We start from the raw sequence: 25345 nt of genomic DNA, 5'->3' as shown, positions 1-25345 counted from the left end.
TCACATCCTTATTTTAAAATTCCCTCAATTTGTGCAAGAACATCACTTGGTATTGTCACATCAGACCCTTTTGCATTTTCTATGATTTGTTCAGGTTTTGTTGCCCCTACCAAAGTACTTGCAATACCCGGTAAACGAAGAATCCAAGCAATTGCTAATTGTGACAAACTAATATCTAATTCCTTCGCAATCCCATCTAATTTTTCTACCTTTGATAAAACCTCATCTGTTAAAAGCCTGTTCATATGCATGTTCGAATTCGGATCAGTAGCACGACTTCCTTCAGGAGCACGATTACTTAAACTATATTTCCCAGTTAATAATCCTTGAGCTAATGGAGAGAAAACAATTTGACTAATTCCGTGTTGCTCACTAACCGGCAGAACTTCATCCTCAATATAACGATGTAACATACTATAATTAGGTTGGTTAACGACAATTCGATCCAATAAATATTTATCAGCTGTTCCAATTGCTTCTTGAATTTGCTGTGCTGTCCATTCACTCACACCGGCATATAAAATTTTTCCTTGACGTACCAAATCATCAATTGTGCGTAATGTTTCATCAACAGGTGTTTCTGGGTCATAACGGTGACAGTAATAAATATCCACATAATCTGTTTTTAATCTTTTTAAACTTGCATGCAGTTGCTCAAAAACATGCTTTCTTGATAGACCCCGATCATTCGGTCCTTCATTCATCGGCCAAAACACCTTAGTAGCCAACACGTATGAATCACGACGATACTTCCCTAAAGCCTCACCAACTACTTTCTCAGATTCCCCTTTGGCATAAACATTCGCTGTATCAAAAGAATTAATTCCTAAATCATACGCTGTTTCAATTGTTTTTATCGCTTTTTCATTTTCCGTAGAAGCTCCATACGTGAGCCAGCTTCCCAAGCTAACTTCACTTACTTTAAGCCCTGATCTTCCAAGACGTCTATACTTCATTCAACCCCAACCCCTTTATAAATTATGTATTAATAGAAATCGTTTACATTTTTAAATTATAAATTTTTTGAAGATTGTATACAAGTACTGAAATTTTGTTGATATAATTAAAAACAAGTAATCTACTATACTTTTTATAGTAACTATAAGGGGGTACTATGGAAAAAGTAAATGAACTACATATTGAATGTTCAATTGAAAAAGCACTGAATATTATTGGTGGAAAATGGTCTTTTCTTGTCATTAAACAACTTTTTGATGGCACAAAACGATTTGGTGAATTACAACGGGCTATTCCGAAAATCAGTCCAAAGGCATTAACAGATACGCTTCGTCATTTAGAAAATCATCAGGTCTTAACTAGAGAAACATTTGCAACAGTACCTGTCACTGTGGAATATACGTTGACAGAAAAAGGCCATTCTCTTCATCCTATGATTAAAGAAATGAAAAAATGGGGTTCACATTGGGGATAAACCTGTCACAAATAAGGTCCAGCAGAAAGAGGATGACTCAAAAGGTCGTTAAATGACGACTTTTTGAGCATCTTTTTCTTATGTGTTTTTGAAAAGAACCCAATAGTGGGGTTTTTTAATAAAAAGGGATATTCCTCCCTCCTTATTGGTATCTATTTTCCTCACTTTCTTTATTTCCCTCCCCGCGGAAAGCAAGTGTCTGGAGCGCAATGGAACGTCCCGGTTTTTACATTTGTCTGAATTAAAAGGTCAAAGTATGAAAAAAGGCTAACCCAAGGTCTAAAATCTAGATCTTCGGGTCAGCTCCTTTGTTTACCGATTTATTAATTTTTCAACATGTTATAAACCTGTTCAACATCCTTATCTCCGCGCCCTGAAAGATTAACGATAATTGAGTCTTCTGAACCTAGTTGTTTTGCCAGTTTCATTGCATAAGCAACAGCATGTGAGCTTTCAAGTGCCGGAATAATGCCTTCTACTTTTGACAAAATTTGAAATGCTTCTAAAGCTTCCTCGCCTGTTACTGTTACATATTCAGCTCTGTTTGTTGTTTTCAAATAGCTATGTTCAGGTCCAATCCCGGGGTAATCCAGTCCTGCTGCAATCGAAAAAGTAGGCTTTGGTTCTCCCTTCTCGTCAAGTAATGTTAAGCATTTAAAACCATGTATAACAGCGGGTTTTCCTTCTGTTAATGAAGGAGCTTCTGCAGGTTCCACTCCAATTAATCGTACTTCTTGTTCATCAATATAATGAGCAAATGCCCCGATGGCATTACTTCCTCCACCTGCACATGCAATGACGGCTGCCGGCAGCTTTCCTTCCTTCTCTATAATCTGCTTTTTCGATTCTTCACTAATGATGGATTGAAAATGCTTGACCATCGTTGGGAAAGGATGTGGCCCAACTGCAGAGCCTAAAAGATAAAAGGTATTTTCATAGTTTTCAACTAGATCATTTAAAGCCGCATCTACGGCATCTTTTAACCTACCTTGCCCCTTATCGACTGAAACTACCTTCGCTCCTAAAAGCTCCATACGAAATACATTTAATGCTTGTCGTTCAGTATCTAATTTCCCCATATAAATCGTGCAATCCATACCACCAACGATCGCACAAGCAGTTGCTGTTGCAACACCATGCTGTCCGGCACCAGTTTCGGCAATAATTCTTGTTGCTCCCATTCGCTTAGCTAATAATATTTGTCCAATTGCATTGTTAATTTTATGTGCCCCTGTATGGTTTAAATCTTCACGTTTTAAATATATTTTGGCTCCACTTACTTGCTTCGAGAGATTTTCAGCATATGTTAGTGGGTTTTCCCGCCCGATATATTCTTTCATATAGTATTGAAACTCTTGAATAAACTCAGGGTCGTTTTTATACTTTTCAAAGTTTTCATCTAGTATGGTTAAAACATTTTTTAAATCTTCAGGAACAAAACTACCACCAAACTCACCAAAATAGCCTTTTTTAATCGTATGATTACTCATCAATGCTTCTCCCCTTTGTTTAAAAATATGAAAATTCAGATTTTATCTATTATTATATCATTGATTATATTTTAGCCGTAACAAAAAAGAGCCACAGGGGCTCCTTTATTATTCTGATAGGTAGTTCTTAACATCATATTCTTTTTGTTTTTCCTCTAACCATGTAGGATATTCAGTTGTCATTTTCTCATCTAGTAAAATTCCTTTTATTTCTTCTTTACTCTTTTCGAAGTTTGCTTCTGCGGCTTCTTGGGTATCAGTTACTTTAATAATATGATAACCATAATCAGACTTCACAGGATCACTTATTTCATCCACTTTCATTGAAAAGGCCGCTTCTTCAAATTCAGCCACCATACTTCCTTCACCAAAGAACCCTAAATCTCCACCTGATTCAGCTGAAGCTGTATCTGTTGAATACTCTTTCGCCAGCTCAGCAAAGTCTTCACCATTATCAAGTTTCTCTTGTACTTTTTTTGCTGTTTCTTCATCTTCCACAAGAATGTGACTTGCTTTTACCTGCTTCGCTTGTGCGAAAGAGTCTTTGTTTTCATCAAAATACGTTTGCATTTCTTCCTCAGTAATCTCGATTTGAGGTTCTAAGAGTTTTTCAATTTTAAGATTAACTTCAATATCTTCTTTAATATCATCCTGTGTTAATCCACTTGCTGTTAACTGTTGTTCAAATGTTTCTTCTCCACCATAAGAGGCAATCAACTCTTGCAGCTCTGCGTCTATTTCCTTACTTGAAACGGTTATCTTCTCTTTTTCCACCTCTTGATTAATCAGGTTTTTTGTAATAAGTGTGTCTAAAGCTGCTTCACCGTTTTGTTCCACAAAAAATGTATATAAATCGTCCTTTGTGAGTGATTCACTACCAACCTTAGCGACAACATCGCTGCGAGTTGATAAAAAGATAAAAACAGCAATAGCTGCTACTATTAGGACTGCTAGAATAGCTAATGTTTTTTTACTTGCAAATATTTTTTCAATCATCAAATTCTCCTCAATCTTATTTATTGTTAACCTTCATCTCTCTGCTATCTACTATAAGAGACAAGTATGGGATAAATATGGACGAATTATGGGAAATTGTAAAACAAGCCCCATTTCCAAATAAAAAAGACTCCTAAACGGAGTCTTTTATAGAGCTGCTTCTGCAGCGTTATGCTTATTTTTGAACGTTAGCAGCTTGTGGTCCACGAGCTCCTTGCTCTACTTCAAAAGTAACTGTTTGGCCTTCTTCTAAAGTTTTGAAACCATCACCTTGGATAGCTGAGAAGTGTACAAATACATCGTCTTGTCCTTCAACTTCGATGAAACCGAAACCTTTTTCTGAATTAAACCATTTTACTTTACCTTGTAGCATTGTTTTTCCTCCTGTGTGGAATCTAACGTCCACTTTGTATTACTATTCTTGCTAGACAACGATTCATCAAGAGGAAAACACTTTTTAAAGCTACTTCCATCTCTCAATCTTATCCGAACAAAAATAATTAACTCAATTCTAACACTTAATTTTGTTTAAATCAAGGAACTGGGCAACCTTTTATACACAAATATTCGATAATATTCTACATATATTTTACTGAACAAAGTGGGTAAATAATAAGATATTATGCTCGTTTAAACGGCCACCAATTTGCTGCACCAAAAGTTTTCACCATGACAGGTATGAATAACGGAAGCACGATTAACGCGTATAAGAATAAGCCTGTTAAGATGATGGCAGCAATTTGAATAAGGGAAAGCATACCTGATGGAATCATTGCAGCGAAGGTACCACCTAATATAATAACAGCTGAAATGATGACGGTTCCCATCTTCTTCATTGCCAATAACATCGCTTGACCTACAGATAAATTTTTGTATTCATTAAAGCGGTCCATTAAGAAGATACTGTAATCAACACCAAGTGCAACAAGGATGACAAATGCAAAGAATGGAACTGCCCAACTAATACCTGTGTATCCCAAAATATTCACGAAAATCACTTCATTTATTCCCATTGCCGTATAGTACGTTAATATCAATGAACCAATAATATAAATCGGCATAATAATGGAACGGAATAAGAATACGAGAATGATAGATATACCGATTAACATTAACACAACTGTGCGTGAGTAATCGTTATTTGACATCGTGTTTAGGTCGGCATTCGTACTTGTAATTCCGCCAATTGCCACCTCGGCATTTTCAAGCTTTGTATCTTTTGTTGCTCTCTCAATCGCTGCATTTACCTCATCCATTTGATTAATTGCCTCATTTGAGTATGGATTACTTGAAAAGATCACATCTAATGTCATAACTTTACGATTATTAGACATATACGTATTCAATGACTCCTCAAAGTCCTCACTTTCTAAAACATCTTCAGGCAGATAAAAGCCTGCTGAGTCATCTGATTTTGACAAATCAGCCAAGTATTCCTGTGCTGACCCTAATCCATCTGAAACTTGGTTTAAACCATCCACACTTTCACTTAGTCCATCTGTTAGCTGACTCATTTGCCCATCAAGGTCGCCAAATCCGTCCAAGAGCTGTTGCTGACCATTTGTAACTCCAGCAAGACCATTTGTTAGCTGTGGGATGTTATCCACAATTTGTCCCTGACCATCAGCCAACTGATTTAATCCTGCTTGCTGCTGTTCAATTCCGGCAATTAGTTGGGATAAGCCTGTAGTAAGTTCTTTTTGGCCATCTACAAGTTTAGCAAAGTTTGTGTTTGCCAGATTTACACCATTTGAAAGTTCATTTAACCCATTATTTAATTGATCAATAGTACCTGCTAGCACTGGTAATTGTTTATTTGCTTCAAGAACTGTACCTTTAATTGCTAAATAATTTGGATCCTTTTCTATATTTGGATAGGCTTCATTTGCTTCTAGATCTCCGAATTTACCTTCTATTGCAGATAAAGCGCCTGATAGACTGGAAACACCTTTACCAACTTCTCCATAATTTTTATAAAGAGTATTAAGAGTACTTTCAACTTCTTCATATCCGGCTAAAAGTTGAGCACTTCCTGCTTGAAGCTCTTCTGCTCCTGCCTTTGCTTCTTCTAACCCTTTTTTAATTTCGGTGGATCCAGCTGAACCTTGACGAATACCATCCTCAATTTTTGCAAGGTTTGTTTGAATTTCGGACATTCCTGAATTGATTTTTGTCGTCCCTGTGATCAGCTCGTTGATGCCGTCTGTTGCATCTTTCAATTGTGGTGAAGAGTTTGAGAGCTCACTTTCAGCTTCTGCAAGTCCTTCACTTATTTTCCCGATCCCCTCGTTTCCTTCTCCAAGACCTTCTTCAAGTGTTTCCACTTGTTTTGAAACATAGAAATCTTCTATTTTCTCTCCAGTTGGCCTCGTCACAGAACGAACGGAATCAACAAGGTCAACCTTTTCTAACTCATTGCTAATTGTTTCTGCCAAAGCAATGTATTCAGTTGAATTCATTTCTTCATCATTTTTTAATACAACTTGTGTTGGCATAGATTCACCTGGACCAAAGCTGTCTGAAATTGCGTTAAATGCTTTAATAGAATTCACATCAGAACCGATCTCCTCTAAAGAGTTGTAAGATAGTTCTCCATCATAGGTGAATAAGAACGGCACACATACTGCTGCTACGACTAACAAAGCAATGAGTGGTCTTGCTAATGAAAATCTGCCTACAATTTCCCAGAATTTACTGTCCTTATGCTCTAATGTGCCTTTTGATGGCCAGAATATTTTGTTACCTAATACAGCCATAAAAAACGGTACAACCGTAAACAATGCAATGAGTAAAATAGCTACACCCACTGCAACAGCTGATGCTGATTGGTAAAGTTTAAATTGTGAAAATCCGATTGCTGCAAAACCAATCATAACGGCTACACCGCTAAAAAACACTGTTCTTCCGGCATTACGATATGTTTCAATAATTGCTTCTACAGTACTCTCTCGGTGTGAGAGCTCTTCTTTAAAACGACTTAGTAATAAAATACAATAATCTGTTCCAATTCCAAATAATACGGCTACCAGGAAAATCTGGGTAAAGTTTGAAATAGGAAAATTAACAATATCTACAAGGATCGCCACAATGGATTGTGAAGCCAAATACGTAAGTCCAACTGTAATTAAAGGAATAATAGGTGCGATAACCGATCTAAATACTAATAATAAAACACCAAGAATAAAAACAACTGTGATTCCCTCAGTTTTCTTTAACCCTTCTTGTGAACTTGTCATCACATCCTGATCTATCATCCATCCGCTTGTGTAATAATGTTCAACATTTACGTCTTCAATTGCCTTATACAATAATTCTGAGATTTCACTACCTTCACGATCATTTTGATTTATGCTAATCGAGGCTAATATCGTCTTACCATCATCAGAAACAAGCTGGTCCTCCAATGCTTTTTCGTTGAAGTGAGTGAGGATATTCGCTACGTCTAATTCTTTATTTTTTTCCAGGAGGCGAATGGCTTTCTCTGCTTCTTTGATTTCATCATTTGTTAGCTTTTCTTTATTATGAAAAACAAGAGCAGCGGTTATTTCATCACCAACACTATCTTGTTCCTGGACCTCATTTAAGATCTCCTCAGCTAAAGATGAGGAATAGCCTTCGGGAACACTTATTTGTCCCTTCTCACTAACGAGGTCACCCATATTAGGGGCTACTAAAAACAGCCCAATAACAACTGCAATCCAACCAATAATAACGAACCATTTCCCTTTAATTATTGCACTCACAGTTATTCCCCCATTTTACAATCTTTTAAATTATCTAATTGCTCATTTAACTTTTCATATGTCTCAATAAACGAAACAATTTCTTTTTCATTAAAGCTTGTGATAATGGATTCCACAAGCTTATGAATTTTTTCTTCTGTTTTTTCAAATAAGACTTTACCTTTATCAGTTAGAGTTAGATAAATAACACGACGATCGCTCTCATCACGTGTTCTCTTAATCAATTCTTTCTCTGTTAAACGATTAACAATAGCGGTAATCGCACTTTTCTTCACATCAAAAACTTCTGAAAGCTCTGTCGATGTACATGTACCAGCTTTATGTATATAGCGAAGTGTGTAATGCTGGTCATTCGTAATTGTGTCACCTATACTCTCTTTAATAAGATTTTCTGCTTTTTTTGTCACTGCAAAACTAACATTGACATACCGATTAATTAAATCTTGTATCAAAATATCATTCATTGGATTTCCATCCTCCAAAAAGTAATTAAACAATTTAACTATTAACGTGTTTAACTATAAAACGACTTAACCTGCTTGTCAATAACATCATCATATTCAACCAGAAACAAAAAATTCTCTGTCTCTGATTCAGGTTCCGAGGACATGAAAAAAGAAGGAGTTTAATTCTCCTTCTCGGCTTTCACATGTTCAATTGTTTCTATTGCGGATTGCAAATATAGATTATATTTTATTGCCTCAGCTGATTGATGTGTATGTAATGCCTTTTTTATTCTATCAAAATTATCTATTAGATGATCTTCCTTCATCCCCCGGGATGTTAACACGTTATTTAGCCAAAGAGCATAGTCAGTGAAAATCTTTTCCTCATCTAGAGAAAATGCTGTGTTCAGATGTTTAAAATGATGATGATTATCTTCCCTACATTTATTTTTGCCAACTTCTCCATATTTTTCAACTAACATTGGAAAAGCCTCATATATCCCCTCAACCACTTCATCAATAATAGCTTCTACAATTTCCTTTTTCATTCCGCCACCACATTAAACCTTTGCACAATCGGCTTTATCGCAGCCAACTCTTGGTCAGGATAATTCTTTTCCAGTTCATGTACTTTTTTATATGCATCACTTGTTACCCAGTTTACATAGTCTCTTGCTTGGTTTCCCATATAATTTGTACAGTTAATTCACCGGTCTTCACCTCATTTTGTAAGAGTTGAAATGATATAAAACCATCATATTTATCGACCAATTTAGATCTTGTCTGATAAATCTGAATAACCTCTTCGGCCTTCTCTGGCGGGACATGGAATGTTGAATGAACAATGTACATGTGAAAATCTCCCTGTCTTTAAATTAGGCTCTTTTCTAAAAGATTGTTGTTTTAAAAAAGTACTTAAAAAACTAAATAGGGTTGATTTGAACGGATATGCGAGACTCCTGTGGGACAGGTGAGACCCCGGAGACGCAAAGCGTTGAGGATGCTCACCGCCCACCCCACGGAAAGCGAGCAGCCTGGAGCTCAAATCAACAACCTCTACACTTATTACAAAGCAACAATGTTTGCGAAAACAGCCTTAAATTATTTTGTCTACTTTTCATTATAGTTCAAGATACGATAGGAGAAAAACGATATCCATTCCTCTTAAACACATCATACTCTGCGAATTTTAAGAAATACTAACACTACTATAGAAAAATGGAGGTTATTATAGTGGAGAAAATGCCCCTTACTTCAATGACAAGTGGAATGGGTTTTGAGGTTTTACCAGATATTTATTGCTTTACTGTTCAAATCGTTAATATCATTTTTGTCGGGAACCCTAGAGATTCTAATGAATTTATATTAATAGACGCGGGTATGCCCGGCTCAGAAGAGGTCATTTTAGCAGAGGCGAAAAAAAGATTCGGTGAAAACTGCCGTCCCTTGGGAATTGTCCTGACTCATGGGCATTTCGATCATGTAGGTGCATTAAACGAATTACTGAGAATATGGGATGTTCCTGTATATGCTCATCCTCTCGAACAACCGTACTTAACAGGAAAAAGTGATTATCCACCGCCAAATACCAAAGCAGAGGGTCTTGTTGCAAAAATGTCACCATTATTTCCAAGGCACAGCATAGATATAAGCTCTCATTTAAGGTTATTTAATGGTGATGGTAGCATACCATGTTTACCAAATTGGCGTTTTATTCACACTCCTGGCCATACACCTGGACATGTTTCCTTATTTAGAGACAGTGACAAAGTCTTAATTGCCGGAGATGCAATAACTACCGTGGAGCAGGAATCTTTATACGAGGTTATCACACAAAAACAGGAATTGCATGGACCACCGGCATACTTCACCCTTGATTGGGAAGCAGCCGAACAATCCGTGAAAAAAATTGAGGCCCTTCATCCAGAAATCGCTATTACCGGACATGGTCTACCAATGACCGGTAATGAGTTACAAAGCAATTTAGGCATTCTAACAGACAACTTTGTACTCACGGAAATTCCTGATAACATTAAACAATCAGGCGATATTACGTTATTGTAGGAAAAGTATAATCTAAAGTAAGAATTCACCATTTTGTTTCTATCTTTGATTGCACCACCATACAATATGATATGACAAATTCTTTAGGAGGGTCATCATGATTGTTATTGGTAACCGTGTGGTGGATGCAAACACATTAAAATCCTCCGGTTTTCCACCAGAAAAAAATGAAATGATCGACAAAATGAGCCGTTATCAAGAAAATTATTCTTATTTAAATAGTCAGCATTTTGAATTCACCCTGAACCTTCGTTACAGCATCATACAAGCCGCTCGTCATTTATTAGCTAGTAAAGCAAAGTTCGCAACCTTTGAAAAAGCTAGATGTAATGAACAGTATTGGCATTTAACAGAGCAAGGCGGATTTAAACTAAGAGCAGGGATAAACCCTTCCGTTGCCATATCAGATATTTTTCACAATGGAAAAGAATATGCATTTGAGTGTGCAACAAGCATTGTCATTATCTTTTATAAGGCTGTACTCGACTCGATTGACGTTTCTCAATTTAATCGTATATACCAAGGCATATATCTGCGTGACTGGCAAACTGATAATGACTTGCCGATTTTTACCCGACGCGGAAATGATTATATTCCGGGGGACTGTTTATACTTTGATAATCCTCAATTTAATCCCCAAACCCCCCAATGGCAAGGTGAGAATGTGATCGATTTAGGAAACGATCTTTACTTCGGACATGGTATTGGAATAAAAACTTCTGAGGGAATTATAGATTCCTTAAATAAACGCCGAAAGCCATACCCGACAGAATCTGCTTTTCTTCTTTCACAAGTTACAAGACTCGATGATCAATATCTGTACCGTTTTTCACTTTCAAGGGTAAATCTGATGACTCAATTTATTGAAACAAGAACAATAGTTGGAAGGATTGGATCGCAAAAATATTATATCTAAGTTAGGGTTCCATAAAAAAAGCACCAGTTTTAACACAGGTGCTTTTTCGTAATTGATGTTGCTATTTTTCTTTTCTGCTTTTAAATAATAAAAACATGATGAATGTTATGAAAAGGGAGAAACAGGTATATATGATGACCCATATAAAAAATGTTTCATTAAAATAGAGTAACATCAAAAAGGAGAAGAGGACAAAGATAAGCGCTGGTGGTACATATATTTTCCTAGTAATGATATATCCAAAAATGGAAGTTATGAAGACAACCCCAGCGAATATAAAAAGGAGAGTATACAATTCCATATGTCACCTCATAAGCGTACTGCTCTTACATTCCTCTTATTTTACCATAAAAAAAGGATTGCACCCATTCATCTATGCCAATTCACCTATTTGTCAAAAATTTGACTATTCAGCCCAGCAGCACTTTAACATCCTTTAAGATAGAAATTTCGTTGTCTTGGTCCATCAAACTCACAAAAATAAATACCTTGCCACGTTCCTAGTAAAAGGTTCCCTCCGGAAACGATAACCGATTGGGAAGCTCCGACCGTACTTGCCTTCATATGAGCCGCTGTATTTCCTTCCGCGTGAAGATCCTTCACAACTTTCCACGGAAACATTTCATCAAATCGTCTTATCATATCCGTCTTAACATCCGGATCCGCATTTTCATTAATTGTTATACCTGCAGTCGTATGCGGACAATATACAAGTACTTGGCCATCTTTCATTTGCTGTTCATTAACAAAAGCTTGGACGATATGAGTTATTTCAATCATTTGGTCGCGTTGATGAGTCTCAATCGTATACTTCTTTAACATCTAGACCACACCTCTCATTGGAAATCTATCCCTAGTATATACCATTAAAAGTGGGGGGTTAAACATATTCGTATTTGGTTTAAGTATTTTATGTTAGTTGTTATCATCGCTTTCTTCTTCACTTGGAATGAGGATTTGTCCACTCCAATCCTTTATCAATAATGTTTGGAGAATTAGTTTCGAGAGCTTACTAGGCTGATAAGGTTTAATTAAATACTCATTCACACCTAATGCTAAACCTTTCTCCTTTTCATCCAGTGCAGTAGATATAAAAATCGGAATTGCTTTTAATTCTTCAATACCTTTTAATTGTTTAATCATTTCCCAGCCATCTATTCCTTTTTCTTCCAACATGATATCAAGGACAATGGCATCAGGCCGTTCTTTTTTTATTGCTTCTAAAGCAAGCTCTCCATTACTGTAGGTTTTAACATGGAAGTTACTTTCTTCAAGCTCCGTTTGTAGTAAATTAGCCAGACTGTTGTCATCTTCAACAATAATGACATTCACTTTCCCTTTCTGCGATGGAACACCTTGATTATTTTTTGAATGCTCTCTATTTCCCATAACTAACGGAAAACTGACTGTAAAGGTACTTCCCTTTTTAAGTGCAGATTGAACACATACATCCCCATCATGGGACTTCATGATTTCCTTAACGATTGCCAGACCTAAGCCTGTTCCCCCAATTCTTCTCCTATCAGAATTATCCACTCTAAAAAACTTGGTGAATAATTTATCAATCGCTTCTTCCGGTATGCCCAGTCCTTCATCTTTTATCGATATGTTTAAATTTGCCCCTTCTTCATAGACTGTAATTACGATGTTTCCTCCATTTGGAGAATACTTAATTGCATTACTTATTAAATTCGTAAAAACCTGGCTAATTTTATCTTTATCACCAAAAACACAAGTATTAGTAGTTTGTACATCATATTGGATTGAATGACTGGGATGATTCACTTGATGTGTTTCAACGATATTGGAAATGAGAGGAACAATATCATCAAACTTTTTATCATAGGTTTGTTTGCCCGCTTCCATTCGTTGAACGTCTAAGAAGTCATTAATAAGGACAGTCAATCGTTTTGCTTCCTGGTAAATTGTCGTTAAATATTTCTTTTGCCGATCAGGTTTTACTTCTCTATTCAACATTAACTCTGTAAAACCAAGAACACTTGCTAGTGGTGTTCGTAATTCATGGCTAACTGTACTTACAAACTCAGATTTCATAACATCGACTTCATATTCTTTTGTAATATCACGATGGACAACGACCGTTCCGAATTTCTCCCCGTCTCGTGCAAGTGGTTCACAGTATACCTGAATGACTTGATTAGTTGGACTATGTTGATGGTAAACAAACGATTGACGCTCTGTTTTACCTTGAATCAAGATTTGGTCAAAAAACTGTTTTAGTTCATGGTGATTATCCACTTTCTCCATTATCATGTTTAACCAATATTTATAGGAGCTCTGAATCAAAATGTCTCTTCGGCAATCAATCATGTCACACATCTTTGTGTTAACCTGTAGGACAGTACCATTTACATCAATTAACTGAATACCCTCATTAATCGTATCCAGAATATCCTGAGTCAATTGACGTTCTCCTTCAGATAATTCAAAGATTTGAATTTTATCTAATGAAATCGCAATTTGCTTACTTAAGCCCTTCAATTCTCCTAATTCATCATCAGTAAAGGCTTGACCTAATCTTGAATACACCATAACAGCTTCCATGAGTCCTGATGAGGATAAAACAGGCATATAAATGTCGTAGCAATAAGATGCTTGAGTATGAAACCCTTTTTCTTCCTTTTTACATTTCCGTTTGATGATAAAAGGCTCTCTTTTCTCCTCTAGCCTGATCATTAAGCCTGAATCCAGATGTGCAATAAATTGTTTTACCCCTTTTTCTGATACTCCAAAGCTTGAATGTGGCAGACCACGGCTCAACAGGACTATTAATCCCTTATCTGCTCCTATTACTTCACACATCGTTTCCACTATACTCTTTAATACTTTCTCTTTATTAAGTGAGTTTGCCAGTCCATTTACTAAATCATTACGGCGTTTTAGGTCAAGCTCTCGTTTTTGAGTTGTCTCTAAAGCTTCTTCAAGCTCAGTTTGCTGTGCTTGTAACTCATCCTGTTGAGCATGCAACTCCTCATTTTGTGCACTTAAATCCTGTTCTTTTTCCTGAATGCTTTTTGTCATTTTTTCAAAAGCTACGGATAGAAGACCAAGTTCATCCTGACGGTTTGTGGTGTCATTGAAAAGGATCGGGTTACCTTCCGTAATTTCACCAGCTGCGACCGTTAATTTTTTAAGTGGATCTCTGATACTTATAAGCATTCTTCTCGTGAAAGTAGCCATACTAACAATTAATAAAAAAAGCAAAATTCCAAATACGACCTGGCTTATGAATATTTTATTATTGTGAGTATCGTGAAGACTCGAAAGCTGCTTCTCTAAACTCTCAGTGTAATCCTTGAAGTTGGCTTGATAAAGCCTAATTGTATTTGAAGCATTTTGATCAACTGCTATATTATAAACTTCTTCATATTGTTCATTATCATAGAGTTCTTTTGATTTTGGCATAACGTCTTCAAAATAATACTCAAAAAACCCGTTGGTTTGTTGCAAAAACAGTTCGTCTTCTTCATTTTCAACGACATCTTTTAACTTTGATATACTTTTCTCTGCTTTTGTTTTTTGTTCAAGAACCTTATCGTAATATATTTCCGTCCCATCATAAGCAAAATAGCCGCGCATTTCGGATATTGCTAGGTTGAATGAATAATCCAACTCTGATGCAATATAATCCTTTTGTTCCAAGCTATCATTTACATTCTCAAAATTTTCATTGATGGCTGCTTGGTATATCATTAATCCTGTCATCAATAAAGTAAAAGCTAAAATAATCGAAATCGTCAACAAACTAAACTGCCTTGCTAAACTTGTTTGTAAATATTTATTCAGCTTCACCTAAAATCTCCTCGATTCTTTCAACAAGCTGAATGGGACTGAAAGGTTTTGACATAAAAAAGTCAGCACCAGCTTCCAACACCTTTTGTTGATCTGATGTTTGACTTTTTGCACTTAGCATCATAATTTTTGTTTGAATTTGATCGTTTCTTATCATTTCGATTAATTCCAAACCTGTGTATACAGGCATCATATAGTCAAGAAGAATAAGATCATAGTCATTTTGTTTAATCAGATTATAAGCTTCTTCCCCGTCACAAGCTTCATCAATGATATATCCTACATCTTCAAGTGTATCTACTACAAGCATGCGTAACACTTCTTCATCCTCTGCAAGTAATATCCTTTGCATCATAAGTCTCTCCTTTGTTAAAAATCTCAGACTCGATTATTGCTCATATCGAGTCTGAGATTTTCTGTATTACTGTTATTTTATCCTTCCAAATGCTTCTTGTAGGTAGTCATAGGATTTTTTTAGTCGTTCGTGGTAGATTGGTTGGTCCCAATTATCCCATGTATACTCAATCCAATCTCCTTTTGCAGATGGAATTTGCTGTACAGCTTCTTTGTTTTTGCTTGAAACCACTATTTTGGCAAAAATAGAATCAATTGTTTCTGAGTTCTCTTCTAAAGGTTTCCCAGACCATAAATCACCTGTAATTTCTTTCTGACTAGGGTCTTTTACATTTAACATTAGCCACGGCAATCGGAGCTCAAGTGTTCCATCTTTCATATGAAAATCCGCTAAAGAATTGAATTTTTCCATTTCCGGATTACCAATACCATATGTTAATTTCCCTGTTTCATAGTCTGAAAAAGGAATAGTAAGTTGTCCCTCTTCTTTCTTTATCGTCAATTCCTTATTAAGTGTTAAGCGAATTGGATGATACACCCCATTATTTTTTTTATTCGCATAATCCTTCATCGGAATCATTTCGAGTAGATTTCCATAGTGATAATAGAACGTGTCGTAATAGCTATCAATTAGTACTCTTGACGTTTTTTCTCCATTAAGCTCTACAACAAAATCAATTCCATCTTCTTTTATACTATCTACACTTGGAAGAGTCGACTGACCTTGCCCTCTAATTGTGTCTAACAAGATAGATGTACTAAATTTCTCAGTGTCCCACTCGTTTTCATTATAATCAATACGGATATACAATCCTTGTTCATCACTAGACATAAATACATGTTTAATGAAGTCCTGCTCTTTAACCTTTACAACGGGTTGTTCATTCCGTTTCTCCCAATCTGAGGTTTCTCCATCAATAAGAAGTTGCTTTTTTTCTGTACCAGGGTCAAAACTCAGCAAACCAAAATGTTGTTCATTCGTTTGAATATTATCCCAAAATGGTCTGCGGTTAGGATTATCATAATCCATTGTGTTCCACGTTCGTTTGAACCACTCATCCTGCCATGCAAACACAAGTCCACCAGCCATTCCTTCTTCAACAATATCTTCATATAAAGAAACGAGATATTGACCCTGCTCTTGTTCTGAATGATGCCCCTGGTCATATCCATAAACATTTTCATGTGTTAACCCTCTGGATGCCGGGATGCCATACTCAGCTACTACTACAGGCATTTCGTGGTGTTTTTTCATATCATGCAGATACCCTGCATAGTTGTTCTTTTCACCCCGGTGATCAACATAGTTCACGTACTTTTCTTCATAATTTAAGAAATCCGGGTAGTAAGGATAAATATGATAAGACGCAAACATACCTGGATAGAAGGCTTCCTTCGCCTTAATATGGTTTGGATTTACTGACACCATATCTTCCTCTTCACTTGGTTCAGCAGGATGCTCTAATAAGTCTGTTGTTACCCAGTTTGTAAAACTCATTGGATGCTGCCAATTATAGGTGTCCGCCTCATATGTTGCTGTATAATCCATCATTTCAGCTAGCCATACTTCAAAAGGTGATGAGTCTGAGGTTGTGAAGTACTTCCCATCATAGCTTGTTTTATCTGGGTATTTTTCATTTGTCCTCACAACAGCCTTAGGATCCCACTCAACCCCAATTACCCAGCCTAATAAATACGGAGACAAGTCATGTACATATTTCCCGCTTGCATGTCCAGCTCTTTCTTCAATATCAGCATTTCCATGAATAATATCAATTGTTCGTTGTATCTCTGCTTTAAAGTCATCCGTAACTTCTGGATCATATGCTGCTCTTTGCTTTTTCTCATCAAAAAAGACATCTTCATTAACCCATACTCCATGAAATAAATAGATTGGATCTTCCCGACTACTATTATGTTCATACAAAGCTTGGTAAAATGCAGGCGGATGAATTGTGTAAACACGAAGAGCATTTGCATTCATTTCACTTATTTGGTCAAACCATCTTGCATATTCTTCCTTAGTAATTCCAGCTTCTCCCGGGAAAGTACCTGGCTTCGCGATCCCCATATTAACGCCTTTTATCAGCACGTCTTCCCATTTCCCATTTTTATATAGTTGAAGATATTCATCACTCGCAGCACCTGTCAGTTTTAGACCATCTTTTGTAAGAATATCAGGTTCAACGAGTGTATTTTTCTGGTTAATGGTAGAAACCTTCTCATTCGTTAAAATTTCTGTCATCAACGGTACATAAGCTTTCCAAAAGAAAGTGTCTGTTCTCCCTTCTTGTTCAAACGAAAATAACTTTTGCCACCATGAGAGACCATTCATTTGATAAATACTTGGAACCTTCTCTTGATCAACAAAATCACCTGCAAAGTAGTAGGTATCATAAATTTGATTTTGATGATGAATAACGGCCGGGAATTGAGTTGGAATCTCATAATCTTCTAACGTTTGCTTTCCGCTATCTGTTAAAGCTAATTCAAACGTTGCTTGGACCTCTTCCTCATTTCTGGCATTCACAATATCAAACCAATAATTATACTGAACAGCCTTTTTTATATGAAAATGTTTTTGTCCTTTTTCTGTTAACTGAAACAAAGCATGGTTTTCTGCCATATCTTTGTCTGTTAACACAACAACCTGATCTTCTTCATTAACAAAAACAAAGCCATTACCTTCATAGTCAAAAGGTTCCTTATATTGTTTTTCATAATTTTGTTTTACCCAGACAGGCACTTCACCATTAGATAAATCTTGAAAATATCTTCCCATCCAGCCAGTCCAATCCAAATTCAATAATTGGTAAAATTCTTTCCTGACATCCTCCTCAGTCGGTGATCCAAATGTATTAAACTCTGCAATTAAAGTTTGATTATTCTCAATTAATGAGTCGTTTAATGATTGAATCTCCTCTTGTGTTATACCTCCATATAGAAGCTCTGAACGCTTCCCTTCCTTGTTACCGTTCATATATTCATCCTCATAAACACCATATCCATCTGCAAGATATAAAATATCATAAGAGGATAAATCTTCCGGTAGCTCCCGGGTACGGAACTCTGGAGGATTGTCAGTTGGAACAAAACCTACATAATCCTCCTCTTGTTCATAATTGTCTGTTCCATCCTTTTTTAACTTCAAATGGTTAAGAATCCAGGTCAATCCTTTATGTTCACGGTAAGATTGATCTGGTACCGTTTTATCAATTATAAGTACGTTAAGATTTTGACTTGCTTTTAATTGCCATATCCAAAAAGGAGATGTGAATAGAATAAGCAGCATTAGAACTCCAACTGTTAAGAATACATTTTTTTTAGTCATTTGATACACCTTTTCTCACCATTTCTCCCCAGCCTTTTTTCCCAATTACCATCTCTATCATTCCCTCGACCCTCCATATAACTGTAAGAGGACGGTACCAAAGTGTTTCTGTCATTGAAACTAGAAAAAGAATAACAAAATGCTTTACTTTTGGATATCTTTCCATACTCCACTCCTCAAGTAAAACAGATGCCATGGAATAAATAGAACCATAAATAAGGGAGAGAAGGAAAAAGATAATGGCGTATTCAACATATATACTGCCTGTAAATATGGAAATAATTAATATGATATAACCGATTAATTCTATTAATGGTCCTAAAAACTCAACAAAAAAGAAATAAGGCATTGAAAACATCCCTATTGATCCATACTTAGGATTAAACATCAATTTTCGATGTTTCCATAGGCTATCAAACAACCCCTTGTGCCATCTTTTTCTTTGTCGCCGTAAAAATTTAATAGACTCAGGAGCTTCTGTCCAACAAACTGGATCTGGTACATAAATAATTTTTTTATTCGCCTTTTTTTCTTTAATTAATCGATGAAGACGAACAACTAACTCCATATCCTCCCCAACAGTATGAGCATAGCCTCCTGCATCAATAACCCATTTCTTTGAAAAAACACCAAAAGCACCTGACACAATGAGCAGCAAATTATTTTCACTTAATCCGACTCTACCTGTTAAAAACGCCCGGAGATACTCAATTATTTGCATAATAACAAGTGGTTTTCGCGAAAGTTCCACGTTAACCAGTTCACCATTTTGGATGTCACATCCATTTGCAATTCTTACACTACCTCCCGATGCAATCACTTCATCATTAGACTCAATTATTGGTTTTAAAACTTTCAGGAATGCATTGCGCTCGATAATTGAATCTCCATCAAGAGAGCAAAAATACGGATATCTTGATAGATTAATTCCAGCGTTTAACGCATCTGCCTTCCCTCCATTTTCTTTGTCAATTACGATTAGATTCGGATAGATTATGGATTGATAGATTCCTTTTACTTTCTTCGTTTCCAACTGCTTTCGTATAACACGATTTATTTTCACCATTTGAAAACGATCGATTAGTTTTTCTAAGGTATCATCTTTTGAACCATCATTAATGATGATGATTTCATATTCAGGATATTCAATACTGATCAAAGAACGTATACTCCCATAAATTCCGGCTGATTCATTATAAGCCGGAACAAGAATAGAGACCGGTTTGGTAAACTCTGATTGCAATATTTCTTCATAAGGCTCAATCTCGTCAAGCTCATATGTTTTTCGTATATGGAAAAGAGAAATGATTAACATTCCACCATAAACTGCAATAATCATAACCATATAAATGACAATAACCCAACTGCCGACAACTAAAAAATTAGACCAATTAATTATCATCACCGCTCTCTTTACTAATCCATTCCTTGGCCATATCCCTGGCAAATTCATCTGTTGTTTCCTCTATTACTCTCTTTAATCGATTAATTCCACCTTTTAAATGCAGGATGGCTTTAGCAGCCTCGGCTCGAACAACATACTCTTGATCTGATAGTAAGGTAATAAGTTGAGCTTCAAAAACACTTAACCTCCTTACTCCAGCTACCTTTGCTGCCATCATACGCACCTGCCAGCTTGATGATGAAAAAAGGCGCTTAACATTGTTTCATTAATCGGCGCACCAGTATAGGCATAGGCTTTTAATGTTCGTATTTTGAGTTCTTCATCATCACGTTGAAGCAATTTTTCAAGGAGAATGTGGTGATGCAAATATTGTTCTTTTCCAATTGTTTCAATGATCATATATTGTGTTTGCTTAGATAATGTATCAAAGTCATTGACTAACTTATTAAAAGATTCCTCCTCCAAGAGAGAAAGAATAGATAACAAAGCAAAATCAGAAATAGTTGTATCTAGTTCTTTCAAATAACCTACTATTCTTTGATCATTAAATTTAGCAAATAACCTTAGTATTTGAATTTTCTCAGGAACTGTTGTGTTCTTCTTTCTATACAAATCGTGCAATAGGTGTATCAAATGATCCATGTAAAAATCTTCAATCGAATACAGAGCATTCATTCTTAAGCTCCATCGCTTTTTCTTTAATTTATCAACAATATATTTTGTTAAATGCCTTTTAGCAAAATCACTTATTCTTTGCTTAATATCTTCACTATCCAATACGTCCGAGTACTCATTAAGCAACTCGATAAGCGCCATAAATTTTTCCTGACTTCCATTTGGATTTAAAGGACCCTCATTGCCAGATTGTAAAAAATGAAACATATCTAAACGATATGTTTCTTTATATCCATCGATTTTTTTCTTGTTTCATTACGAATTTTCTTTTGTATAACCAAGTATAGGAATAGACTTAACAGAAGGAAAAACAACCCTAGAAACAAGATAAAAAGAAAACTGAGACTTACTTCTATCATATTATTTCATCCTCTTAATTAAATGACCTAAACGGGTTTCAAGCTCTAAAAGCTTAAATGGCTTTGTAATATAATCATCCGCACCTAATTGCAAAGCCCTCGTGATGTCATGGTCGCTCTTACGTGATGTTAACATCATTACGGTAAATCGCTCTTGATACGAAAGCCCCTAAGCTTCTGTAACACTTCTAATCCATCCATTCTCGGCATCATACCATCTAAAATAATTAAATATTGCTCATTATTATTCAGATGCCAATCTGCTTCAATAAATTCCATTCCATCTTTAAATGTCTTAATATCAACAGTGAAACCGTCCGTAAACTTACTTTTACCAATTAAATCCTCCAGCATTGTTCGGATGATTGGATCATCATCCACGATCCCAACATGAATTGTTTTCTTCTTAATTTCTTTATAATCAATAGCCGCTACCTTAATTTGATTTCTCCCACCCTGTTTTGCTTCATAAAGGGCACCATCAGCAATTTCAATATTCCTTGTTATATCCGTTTCACTTGATTGAACTTCATGTATCCCTGACGAAAATGAACAATAAAACTCTTCTTCATTTGCTTCAAAAGGGATGTTGGAAAATTCCCTTAAGATTCTTTCAAGAACAAGCTTCGCTTCGTTGGCTTTTGTCTCTGGAAGAAGGATGATAAATTCTTCTCCGCCATATCGGATAATAATGTCATTAATTCGCAACCCTTTTCTTATCGTATCAGCAAATGTCGCTAAAACCTCGTCTCCCACAATATGGCCATATGTGTCATTTACTTGTTTAAAGTGATCAAGATCCAATAAAGCGATACAAAATGATACTCGCCTTCTTTTCAAGCTACTTACAAAACGTTCATACGTTTGCGGTAAAAACTTACGATTGTATACTCTTGTTAGTTCATCAATCAACATGACATTATCAATTGCTTGTTTTCTATCTAATTGACGATTTATTCGGACAATAAACTCTTCAATGTCGATTGGTTTTTGAATAAAATCATCCGTCCCTAATTGATAACTTTTCATTCGCATCTCTTTTGAGTGATCAATGCTGATCATAATTGTTGGTGTAAACTGTTGTTTCATCTTTTCCTTAAGTTGTACCAGCACGTCTAACCCATTTTTAGGTTTCATGTGAATATCAATGATGACACAATCTGGGTTTAAATCATAATAAGAGTTAATCGCACGATCAGGGTCAGCTACAGCTATGACAATCCAACCATGTTTTTCCAAATGCTCCTTTATGTACATTAACAGCGCTGTATCATCATCTATAAGTAAAATTAATTTTTTATCTTCAAATTTGCTTTTTCTCTCAATAATTTCATCAATATTGGAATATTCCTCATAATAAATAATGGAAATAAGAGGTAGTAGAAAAGACTGTAACTCTTCTTTTTTCCACTCTCTTTCTTCATCCAAATTTATTTGATCCATAAGCTTTCTTGCCATATCACCAGCTACTGTAAATCCAATCGTGGAAGCTGTTCCTGCTATTGAATGCAAAAATCGATATACTTCTTTATGTTGAATAATTTCCTTTTCATTAAGCCATGATTCAAGTTGTTTTCTTACGTTCTTTACCAATAATTGAAAATATTTATTCATTGGCCTCTCCCATTACTCACTATTTTTTCTAAAATCTTACTTTTAATGATGAAAATGTATCATATAACAGACAATTTTACTAGAAAAAACTTTTTATTTTGACAAAATTCGACTTTCGTCCTACTCATATAGAGGTTGCGTCATCCACTATATGATAAAAGACTCTCCTTATTCTCGATTACCTTGGGAAAAAATCGCTATAAACTTAAATAGTTGGAGCAATGATATAAGTGCAGCAGCTACATATGTTAAAGCAGCAGCATTTAACACTTTACTTACACCCCGTTCCTCTTCATATGTTATATAACCCTCAGTAATCATTAAATGCTTCGCTCTTGAACTAGCATTAAATTCCACTGGAAGTGTAACGAGCTGAAAAGCAACCACAGCCGAAAAAAAGATAATGCCTAATCCAATTAAATTTAAGCTTCTTAATAAAAACCCTCCCAGCAATAAAAATGGGGCAATACCGGATGTGAAATTTACAATAGGAAACATTTTATGACGAAGGACGAGTGCCCCATATGCCTCATTATGCTGGATTGCGTGACCAACTTCATGAGCAGCAACAGAAACAGCGGCTATTGATTTGCTGCCATAAACTGAATCAGATAGCCTGACTGTTTTTCTCATAGGATCATAATGATCTGTTAATGACCCTCTTATATGTTCTACCGGTACATCATATAACCCATTTCGGTCTAATAAATTTCTGGCGATTTCAGCACCTGTCAAACCTGAGGATGCATAGACTCCAACATATTTCTCAAAATTCCCTTTCACCCTGAATTGAGCCCATAAAGAAAGTCCAAAAGCAATTATAATTAAGAAATCCAATGGATGAAAAAACATCGTACTTACCCCTCCTATAGGTCGTAATCATTACTTATAGTTTGAGCAAAAGCTTTATTTCTACCATAGAAATTTAATTTCCATGAATTTCGCAAGCTAAATCTAAATATGTACATACTAAGCATAATTGTATAGGATGATCGTTCTTTTAAAGGAAGTGAAACAGCTTGAAATTAAATGAAGAAGAAAAAAACTTTTAAGCGAAGCGATAGATAAAATGAACGAAGGATTAGATACGTTTATCGGATTTTATAATGACTCTGAAGAAGATAAAGCATTAATTGAATTTACTGAAGACACAATCGAAACAATTGAGAAGGCTATAAGTTTCTATGGAAAAGATGAAGTAACAGCAAAAATCAATACCATTGTAAAAGAAGTGTTATCCTTTATCCCGAATAAGAAAGGAAGTTCATAATGGCAAGAACAAATAGAACGATTGTTCAGTGGCTACGATGGCCAATTCACTACCGAATTACCATTATTGTTCTCCTTATTGTGCTTATATTTGGGGAAATCATTTCACTCGTCGAGCCTGATGAATTCCCTACAATTTTTGATGGAATTTGGTGGGCTGTTGTCACTGTTTCAACGGTAGGATTTGGAGATTATGTACCGCAAACCTATGTTGGCAGAGGGATTGCTATGCTCATGATATTAGCCGGGGCCAGCTTTGTAACCGCCTATTTTGCGAGTGTTTCTACTGCAGCAATAAAAAGGCAGCATTCTTACTTGGAAGGAAGAGTACGGTTTACTGGGAAAAATCATGTTGTATTAATTGGATGGAATGAGAAGGCAAAAGAAATGGTAGAATCTCTCCAAACGGTTAAACCTTTTAAACAAATTGTCCTTATAGATGAATCATTGAAAGAATCGCCTTTAATTGAGAATGTTCATTTCATTAAAGGAAACCCGATACACGATGATACCTTATTAAAAGCAAAGGTGCTGGAAGCTGATGCTGCGATCATAACCGCCGATCAGCACAAAAACGAACAAGACGCTGATATGTGTTCTATTCTCGTCTTATTAGCTTTAAAAGGGATTAATCCTAACCTGTATTGTGTTATTGAGATATTAACTGAACAGCAAACGAATAATGCAACAAGAGCAGGAGCAGATGAAATCATTAAAACCTATAAACTAACAAGTCATTTGATGATGAGCAGCTACCTTGCGAAAAGCGGATTATCATCTTTTTACTCTGAATTTAACCCGGCCAACGGGAATTCTTTCAAAGTCCTTCCGGCTGATCAATGGCTAATAGGAAAAACCTTTAAAGAAGCAAGTTATGAACTATTGAAAAATGAATCAATTTTAATTGGAATAAAAAGAGGAGATGAAGCAAAAGTAAATCCGCCTCTCTCCTTTACCATTCAACAAGATGATTACTTAATTGTCTTTACCCACTAATCTAATAATTCAGCCTCAAGCTCTTTCACAAGTGCCTTCCCTAAATCAAGATATTCTTTAGGGAAGGTTGCATCCTTATCAACCGGCTCCTGAAACTGATCAAAGGAAGCACTAAAGTTTCCAATATGAACATGGTCATCTAAACCAATTTGATATTTATGTGATAAAAGAAATGGTGTTCCAAGCTTAACTGTTGTATTACGTGAGTCAAGCTGCCCATCTACTGCTGTAAATGGAATTCTTAAAAATTGATAGCCAACTTCTGAATCAATTTTATAATCGAAAGACCCGTGGTCATAATCCCAATTTCCCCCAATATCATATCCCAAAGGCTTAAGTGTTTGTTCTAAATTATATAATTGAAATGTTTGTCCTTCTAATCTTGAACGAACCTCAATCATGGCAAACCCTCCTTTTTCTTTAGATTTGCCCATTTATGAAA

The 25345-nt window shown here is 35.9% G+C and carries 24 protein-coding genes and 1 pseudogene; 5 read left to right on the top strand and 20 right to left on the bottom strand.

Annotated features, from left to right (window positions below; genetic code table 11):
• Positions 1 to 8 precede the first annotated feature (8 nt).
• Positions 9 to 956 carry an aldo/keto reductase family protein gene (locus AC0L8O_RS02915; RefSeq protein ID WP_473446525.1) on the bottom strand — a complete coding sequence of 316 codons (948 nt, stop codon included), beginning with the start codon at positions 954 to 956 and terminating at the stop codon, positions 9 to 11.
• A gap of 158 nt (positions 957 to 1114) precedes the next feature.
• On the opposite strand from AC0L8O_RS02915, the gene AC0L8O_RS02910 reads away from it, so the two are divergent.
• A complete protein-coding gene (locus tag AC0L8O_RS02910; RefSeq protein WP_078432946.1) occupies positions 1115 to 1432 on the top strand; it encodes a winged helix-turn-helix transcriptional regulator in 318 nt (105 codons plus the stop codon).
• A gap of 323 nt (positions 1433 to 1755) precedes the next feature.
• On the opposite strand, the gene trpB is transcribed toward AC0L8O_RS02910, so the two are convergent.
• The 7 genes and pseudogenes from trpB to AC0L8O_RS02875 form a co-directional block, all read right to left on the bottom strand.
• A complete protein-coding gene (trpB, locus tag AC0L8O_RS02905; protein ID WP_473446524.1) occupies positions 1756 to 2922 on the bottom strand; it encodes a tryptophan synthase subunit beta in 1167 nt (388 codons plus the stop codon).
• A 108-nt stretch (positions 2923 to 3030) separates the two neighbouring features.
• The gene (locus AC0L8O_RS02900) at positions 3031 to 3918 is read right to left on the bottom strand and encodes a peptidylprolyl isomerase (RefSeq protein WP_473446523.1); all 888 of its coding nucleotides are present in this window, start codon (positions 3916 to 3918) and stop codon (positions 3031 to 3033) included.
• A gap of 175 nt (positions 3919 to 4093) precedes the next feature.
• On the bottom strand, positions 4094 to 4291 hold the full coding sequence (locus AC0L8O_RS02895) for a cold-shock protein (protein ID WP_026558957.1): 198 nt from the start codon (positions 4289 to 4291) through the stop codon (positions 4094 to 4096).
• A gap of 247 nt (positions 4292 to 4538) precedes the next feature.
• Complete coding sequence (locus AC0L8O_RS02890; protein ID WP_473446522.1) at positions 4539 to 7661, bottom strand: MMPL family transporter; 3123 nt, start codon at positions 7659 to 7661, stop codon at positions 4539 to 4541.
• Between the two features lie 2 nt (positions 7662 to 7663).
• Entirely contained in the window at positions 7664 to 8125 is a 462-nt protein-coding gene (locus tag AC0L8O_RS02885; protein ID WP_026558959.1) for a MarR family winged helix-turn-helix transcriptional regulator, read from the bottom strand.
• 161 nt (positions 8126 to 8286) lie between these two features.
• A complete protein-coding gene (locus AC0L8O_RS02880; RefSeq protein WP_473446521.1) occupies positions 8287 to 8655 on the bottom strand; it encodes a hypothetical protein in 369 nt (122 codons plus the stop codon).
• Positions 8652 to 8959 (bottom strand): annotated as a pseudogene (locus tag AC0L8O_RS02875) (antibiotic biosynthesis monooxygenase family protein). Before AC0L8O_RS02875 ends, AC0L8O_RS02880 begins: the two are co-directional and overlap by 4 nt.
• 390 nt (positions 8960 to 9349) lie before the next feature.
• Between AC0L8O_RS02875 and AC0L8O_RS02870 the strand changes: the two are divergent.
• The gene (locus tag AC0L8O_RS02870; protein WP_473448623.1) at positions 9350 to 10171 is read left to right on the top strand and encodes an MBL fold metallo-hydrolase; all 822 of its coding nucleotides are present in this window, start codon (positions 9350 to 9352) and stop codon (positions 10169 to 10171) included.
• Positions 10172 to 10268: 97 nt separating this feature from the next.
• Positions 10269 to 11087 carry a protein-glutamine gamma-glutamyltransferase gene (locus AC0L8O_RS02865; protein ID WP_473446520.1) on the top strand — a complete coding sequence of 273 codons (819 nt, stop codon included), beginning with the start codon at positions 10269 to 10271 and terminating at the stop codon, positions 11085 to 11087.
• 61 nt (positions 11088 to 11148) lie between these two features.
• Here the strand turns inward: AC0L8O_RS02865 and AC0L8O_RS02860 are convergent, their stop codons facing one another.
• From AC0L8O_RS02860 to AC0L8O_RS02810, 11 genes are all read right to left on the bottom strand, one after another.
• Positions 11149 to 11388, bottom strand: coding sequence for a DUF2651 family protein (locus AC0L8O_RS02860; protein WP_473446519.1), 240 nt, complete (start codon positions 11386 to 11388; stop codon positions 11149 to 11151).
• 125 nt (positions 11389 to 11513) lie between these two features.
• Complete coding sequence (locus AC0L8O_RS02855; protein WP_226529173.1) at positions 11514 to 11909, bottom strand: secondary thiamine-phosphate synthase enzyme YjbQ; 396 nt, start codon at positions 11907 to 11909, stop codon at positions 11514 to 11516.
• Between the two features lie 93 nt (positions 11910 to 12002).
• On the bottom strand, positions 12003 to 14900 hold the full coding sequence (locus AC0L8O_RS02850) for an ATP-binding protein (RefSeq protein ID WP_473446518.1): 2898 nt from the start codon (positions 14898 to 14900) through the stop codon (positions 12003 to 12005).
• Positions 14887 to 15252, bottom strand: coding sequence for a response regulator transcription factor (locus tag AC0L8O_RS02845; protein WP_473448621.1), 366 nt, complete (start codon positions 15250 to 15252; stop codon positions 14887 to 14889). Before AC0L8O_RS02845 ends, AC0L8O_RS02850 begins: the two co-directional genes overlap by 14 nt.
• A gap of 75 nt (positions 15253 to 15327) precedes the next feature.
• A complete protein-coding gene (locus AC0L8O_RS02840; protein WP_473446517.1) occupies positions 15328 to 18585 on the bottom strand; it encodes a hypothetical protein in 3258 nt (1085 codons plus the stop codon).
• Positions 18578 to 19987 (bottom strand): glycosyltransferase family 2 protein, encoded by a 1410-nt coding sequence (locus AC0L8O_RS02835; RefSeq protein ID WP_473446516.1) that lies wholly within the window; start codon positions 19985 to 19987, stop codon positions 18578 to 18580. Before AC0L8O_RS02835 ends, AC0L8O_RS02840 begins: the two co-directional genes overlap by 8 nt.
• The gene (locus AC0L8O_RS02830; RefSeq protein WP_473446515.1) at positions 19977 to 20207 is read right to left on the bottom strand and encodes a hypothetical protein; all 231 of its coding nucleotides are present in this window, start codon (positions 20205 to 20207) and stop codon (positions 19977 to 19979) included. The genes AC0L8O_RS02835 and AC0L8O_RS02830 overlap by 11 nt, the downstream gene beginning before the upstream one ends.
• The gene (locus AC0L8O_RS02825) at positions 20204 to 20806 is read right to left on the bottom strand and encodes a hypothetical protein (RefSeq protein WP_473446514.1); all 603 of its coding nucleotides are present in this window, start codon (positions 20804 to 20806) and stop codon (positions 20204 to 20206) included. Before AC0L8O_RS02825 ends, AC0L8O_RS02830 begins: the two co-directional genes overlap by 4 nt.
• 219 nt (positions 20807 to 21025) lie before the next feature.
• Complete coding sequence (locus AC0L8O_RS02820; protein ID WP_473446513.1) at positions 21026 to 21163, bottom strand: hypothetical protein; 138 nt, start codon at positions 21161 to 21163, stop codon at positions 21026 to 21028.
• The gene (locus tag AC0L8O_RS02815) at positions 21163 to 22638 is read right to left on the bottom strand and encodes a diguanylate cyclase (RefSeq protein WP_473446512.1); all 1476 of its coding nucleotides are present in this window, start codon (positions 22636 to 22638) and stop codon (positions 21163 to 21165) included. Before AC0L8O_RS02815 ends, AC0L8O_RS02820 begins: the two co-directional genes overlap by 1 nt.
• A gap of 168 nt (positions 22639 to 22806) precedes the next feature.
• Positions 22807 to 23490, bottom strand: a complete 684-nt coding sequence (locus AC0L8O_RS02810; RefSeq protein WP_473446511.1) for a zinc metallopeptidase — start codon at positions 23488 to 23490, stop codon at positions 22807 to 22809.
• A gap of 217 nt (positions 23491 to 23707) precedes the next feature.
• Here AC0L8O_RS02810 and AC0L8O_RS02805 point away from each other — a divergent pair, with 217 nt between their 5' ends.
• Together AC0L8O_RS02805 and AC0L8O_RS02800 are read left to right on the top strand one after the other, a co-directional pair.
• Positions 23708 to 23908: a hypothetical protein gene (locus AC0L8O_RS02805; protein ID WP_473446510.1), complete on the top strand. Its 201-nt coding sequence runs from the start codon at positions 23708 to 23710 to the stop codon at positions 23906 to 23908.
• On the top strand, positions 23908 to 24903 hold the full coding sequence (locus AC0L8O_RS02800) for a potassium channel family protein (protein ID WP_473446509.1): 996 nt from the start codon (positions 23908 to 23910) through the stop codon (positions 24901 to 24903). Before AC0L8O_RS02805 ends, AC0L8O_RS02800 begins: the two co-directional genes overlap by 1 nt.
• Here the strand turns inward: AC0L8O_RS02800 and AC0L8O_RS02795 are convergent.
• On the bottom strand, positions 24900 to 25304 hold the full coding sequence (locus AC0L8O_RS02795) for a YugN-like family protein (RefSeq protein ID WP_026558968.1): 405 nt from the start codon (positions 25302 to 25304) through the stop codon (positions 24900 to 24902). The genes AC0L8O_RS02800 and AC0L8O_RS02795 overlap by 4 nt on opposite strands.
• Between the last annotated feature and the right edge of the window lie 41 nt (positions 25305 to 25345).

The sequence above is a fragment of the Metabacillus sp. KJ11-3 genome (assembly GCF_055808295.1).
Note: the sequence above shows the minus strand (reverse complement) of the source record. Positions and strands in the feature narration are given on the sequence as shown.

What these genes read in the sequence shown, in the direction of transcription:
- AC0L8O_RS02800 (WP_473446509.1), top strand. Translation starts at nt 23,908, where the DNA reads ATGGCAAGAACAAATAGAACGATTGTTCAGTGGCTACGATGGCCAATT.
- AC0L8O_RS02910 (WP_078432946.1), top strand. Translation starts at nt 1,115, where the DNA reads ATGGAAAAAGTAAATGAACTACATATTGAATGTTCAATTGAAAAAGCA.
- AC0L8O_RS02855 (WP_226529173.1), bottom strand. Translation starts at nt 11,909, where the DNA reads ATGTTAAAGAAGTATACGATTGAGACTCATCAACGCGACCAAATGATT.
- AC0L8O_RS02900 (WP_473446523.1), bottom strand. Translation starts at nt 3,918, where the DNA reads ATGATTGAAAAAATATTTGCAAGTAAAAAAACATTAGCTATTCTAGCA.
- AC0L8O_RS02820 (WP_473446513.1), bottom strand. Translation starts at nt 21,163, where the DNA reads ATGATGTTAACATCACGTAAGAGCGACCATGACATCACGAGGGCTTTG.
- AC0L8O_RS02860 (WP_473446519.1), bottom strand. Translation starts at nt 11,388, where the DNA reads ATGGAATTGTATACTCTCCTTTTTATATTCGCTGGGGTTGTCTTCATA.
- AC0L8O_RS02845 (WP_473448621.1), bottom strand. Translation starts at nt 15,252, where the DNA reads ATGCAAAGGATATTACTTGCAGAGGATGAAGAAGTGTTACGCATGCTT.
- trpB (WP_473446524.1), bottom strand. Translation starts at nt 2,922, where the DNA reads ATGAGTAATCATACGATTAAAAAAGGCTATTTTGGTGAGTTTGGTGGT.
- AC0L8O_RS02880 (WP_473446521.1), bottom strand. Translation starts at nt 8,655, where the DNA reads ATGAAAAAGGAAATTGTAGAAGCTATTATTGATGAAGTGGTTGAGGGG.
- AC0L8O_RS02795 (WP_026558968.1), bottom strand. Translation starts at nt 25,304, where the DNA reads ATGATTGAGGTTCGTTCAAGATTAGAAGGACAAACATTTCAATTATAT.
- AC0L8O_RS02870 (WP_473448623.1), top strand. Translation starts at nt 9,350, where the DNA reads ATGCCCCTTACTTCAATGACAAGTGGAATGGGTTTTGAGGTTTTACCA.
- AC0L8O_RS02825 (WP_473446514.1), bottom strand. Translation starts at nt 20,806, where the DNA reads ATGGCGCTTATCGAGTTGCTTAATGAGTACTCGGACGTATTGGATAGT.
- AC0L8O_RS02815 (WP_473446512.1), bottom strand. Translation starts at nt 22,638, where the DNA reads ATGAATAAATATTTTCAATTATTGGTAAAGAACGTAAGAAAACAACTT.
- AC0L8O_RS02805 (WP_473446510.1), top strand. Translation starts at nt 23,708, where the DNA reads ATGAACGAAGGATTAGATACGTTTATCGGATTTTATAATGACTCTGAA.
- AC0L8O_RS02895 (WP_026558957.1), bottom strand. Translation starts at nt 4,291, where the DNA reads ATGCTACAAGGTAAAGTAAAATGGTTTAATTCAGAAAAAGGTTTCGGT.
- AC0L8O_RS02830 (WP_473446515.1), bottom strand. Translation starts at nt 20,207, where the DNA reads ATGATGGCAGCAAAGGTAGCTGGAGTAAGGAGGTTAAGTGTTTTTGAA.
- AC0L8O_RS02810 (WP_473446511.1), bottom strand. Translation starts at nt 23,490, where the DNA reads ATGTTTTTTCATCCATTGGATTTCTTAATTATAATTGCTTTTGGACTT.
- AC0L8O_RS02840 (WP_473446517.1), bottom strand. Translation starts at nt 18,585, where the DNA reads ATGACTAAAAAAAATGTATTCTTAACAGTTGGAGTTCTAATGCTGCTT.
- AC0L8O_RS02865 (WP_473446520.1), top strand. Translation starts at nt 10,269, where the DNA reads ATGATTGTTATTGGTAACCGTGTGGTGGATGCAAACACATTAAAATCC.
- AC0L8O_RS02915 (WP_473446525.1), bottom strand. Translation starts at nt 956, where the DNA reads ATGAAGTATAGACGTCTTGGAAGATCAGGGCTTAAAGTAAGTGAAGTT.
- AC0L8O_RS02835 (WP_473446516.1), bottom strand. Translation starts at nt 19,987, where the DNA reads ATGATAATTAATTGGTCTAATTTTTTAGTTGTCGGCAGTTGGGTTATT.
- AC0L8O_RS02885 (WP_026558959.1), bottom strand. Translation starts at nt 8,125, where the DNA reads ATGAATGATATTTTGATACAAGATTTAATTAATCGGTATGTCAATGTT.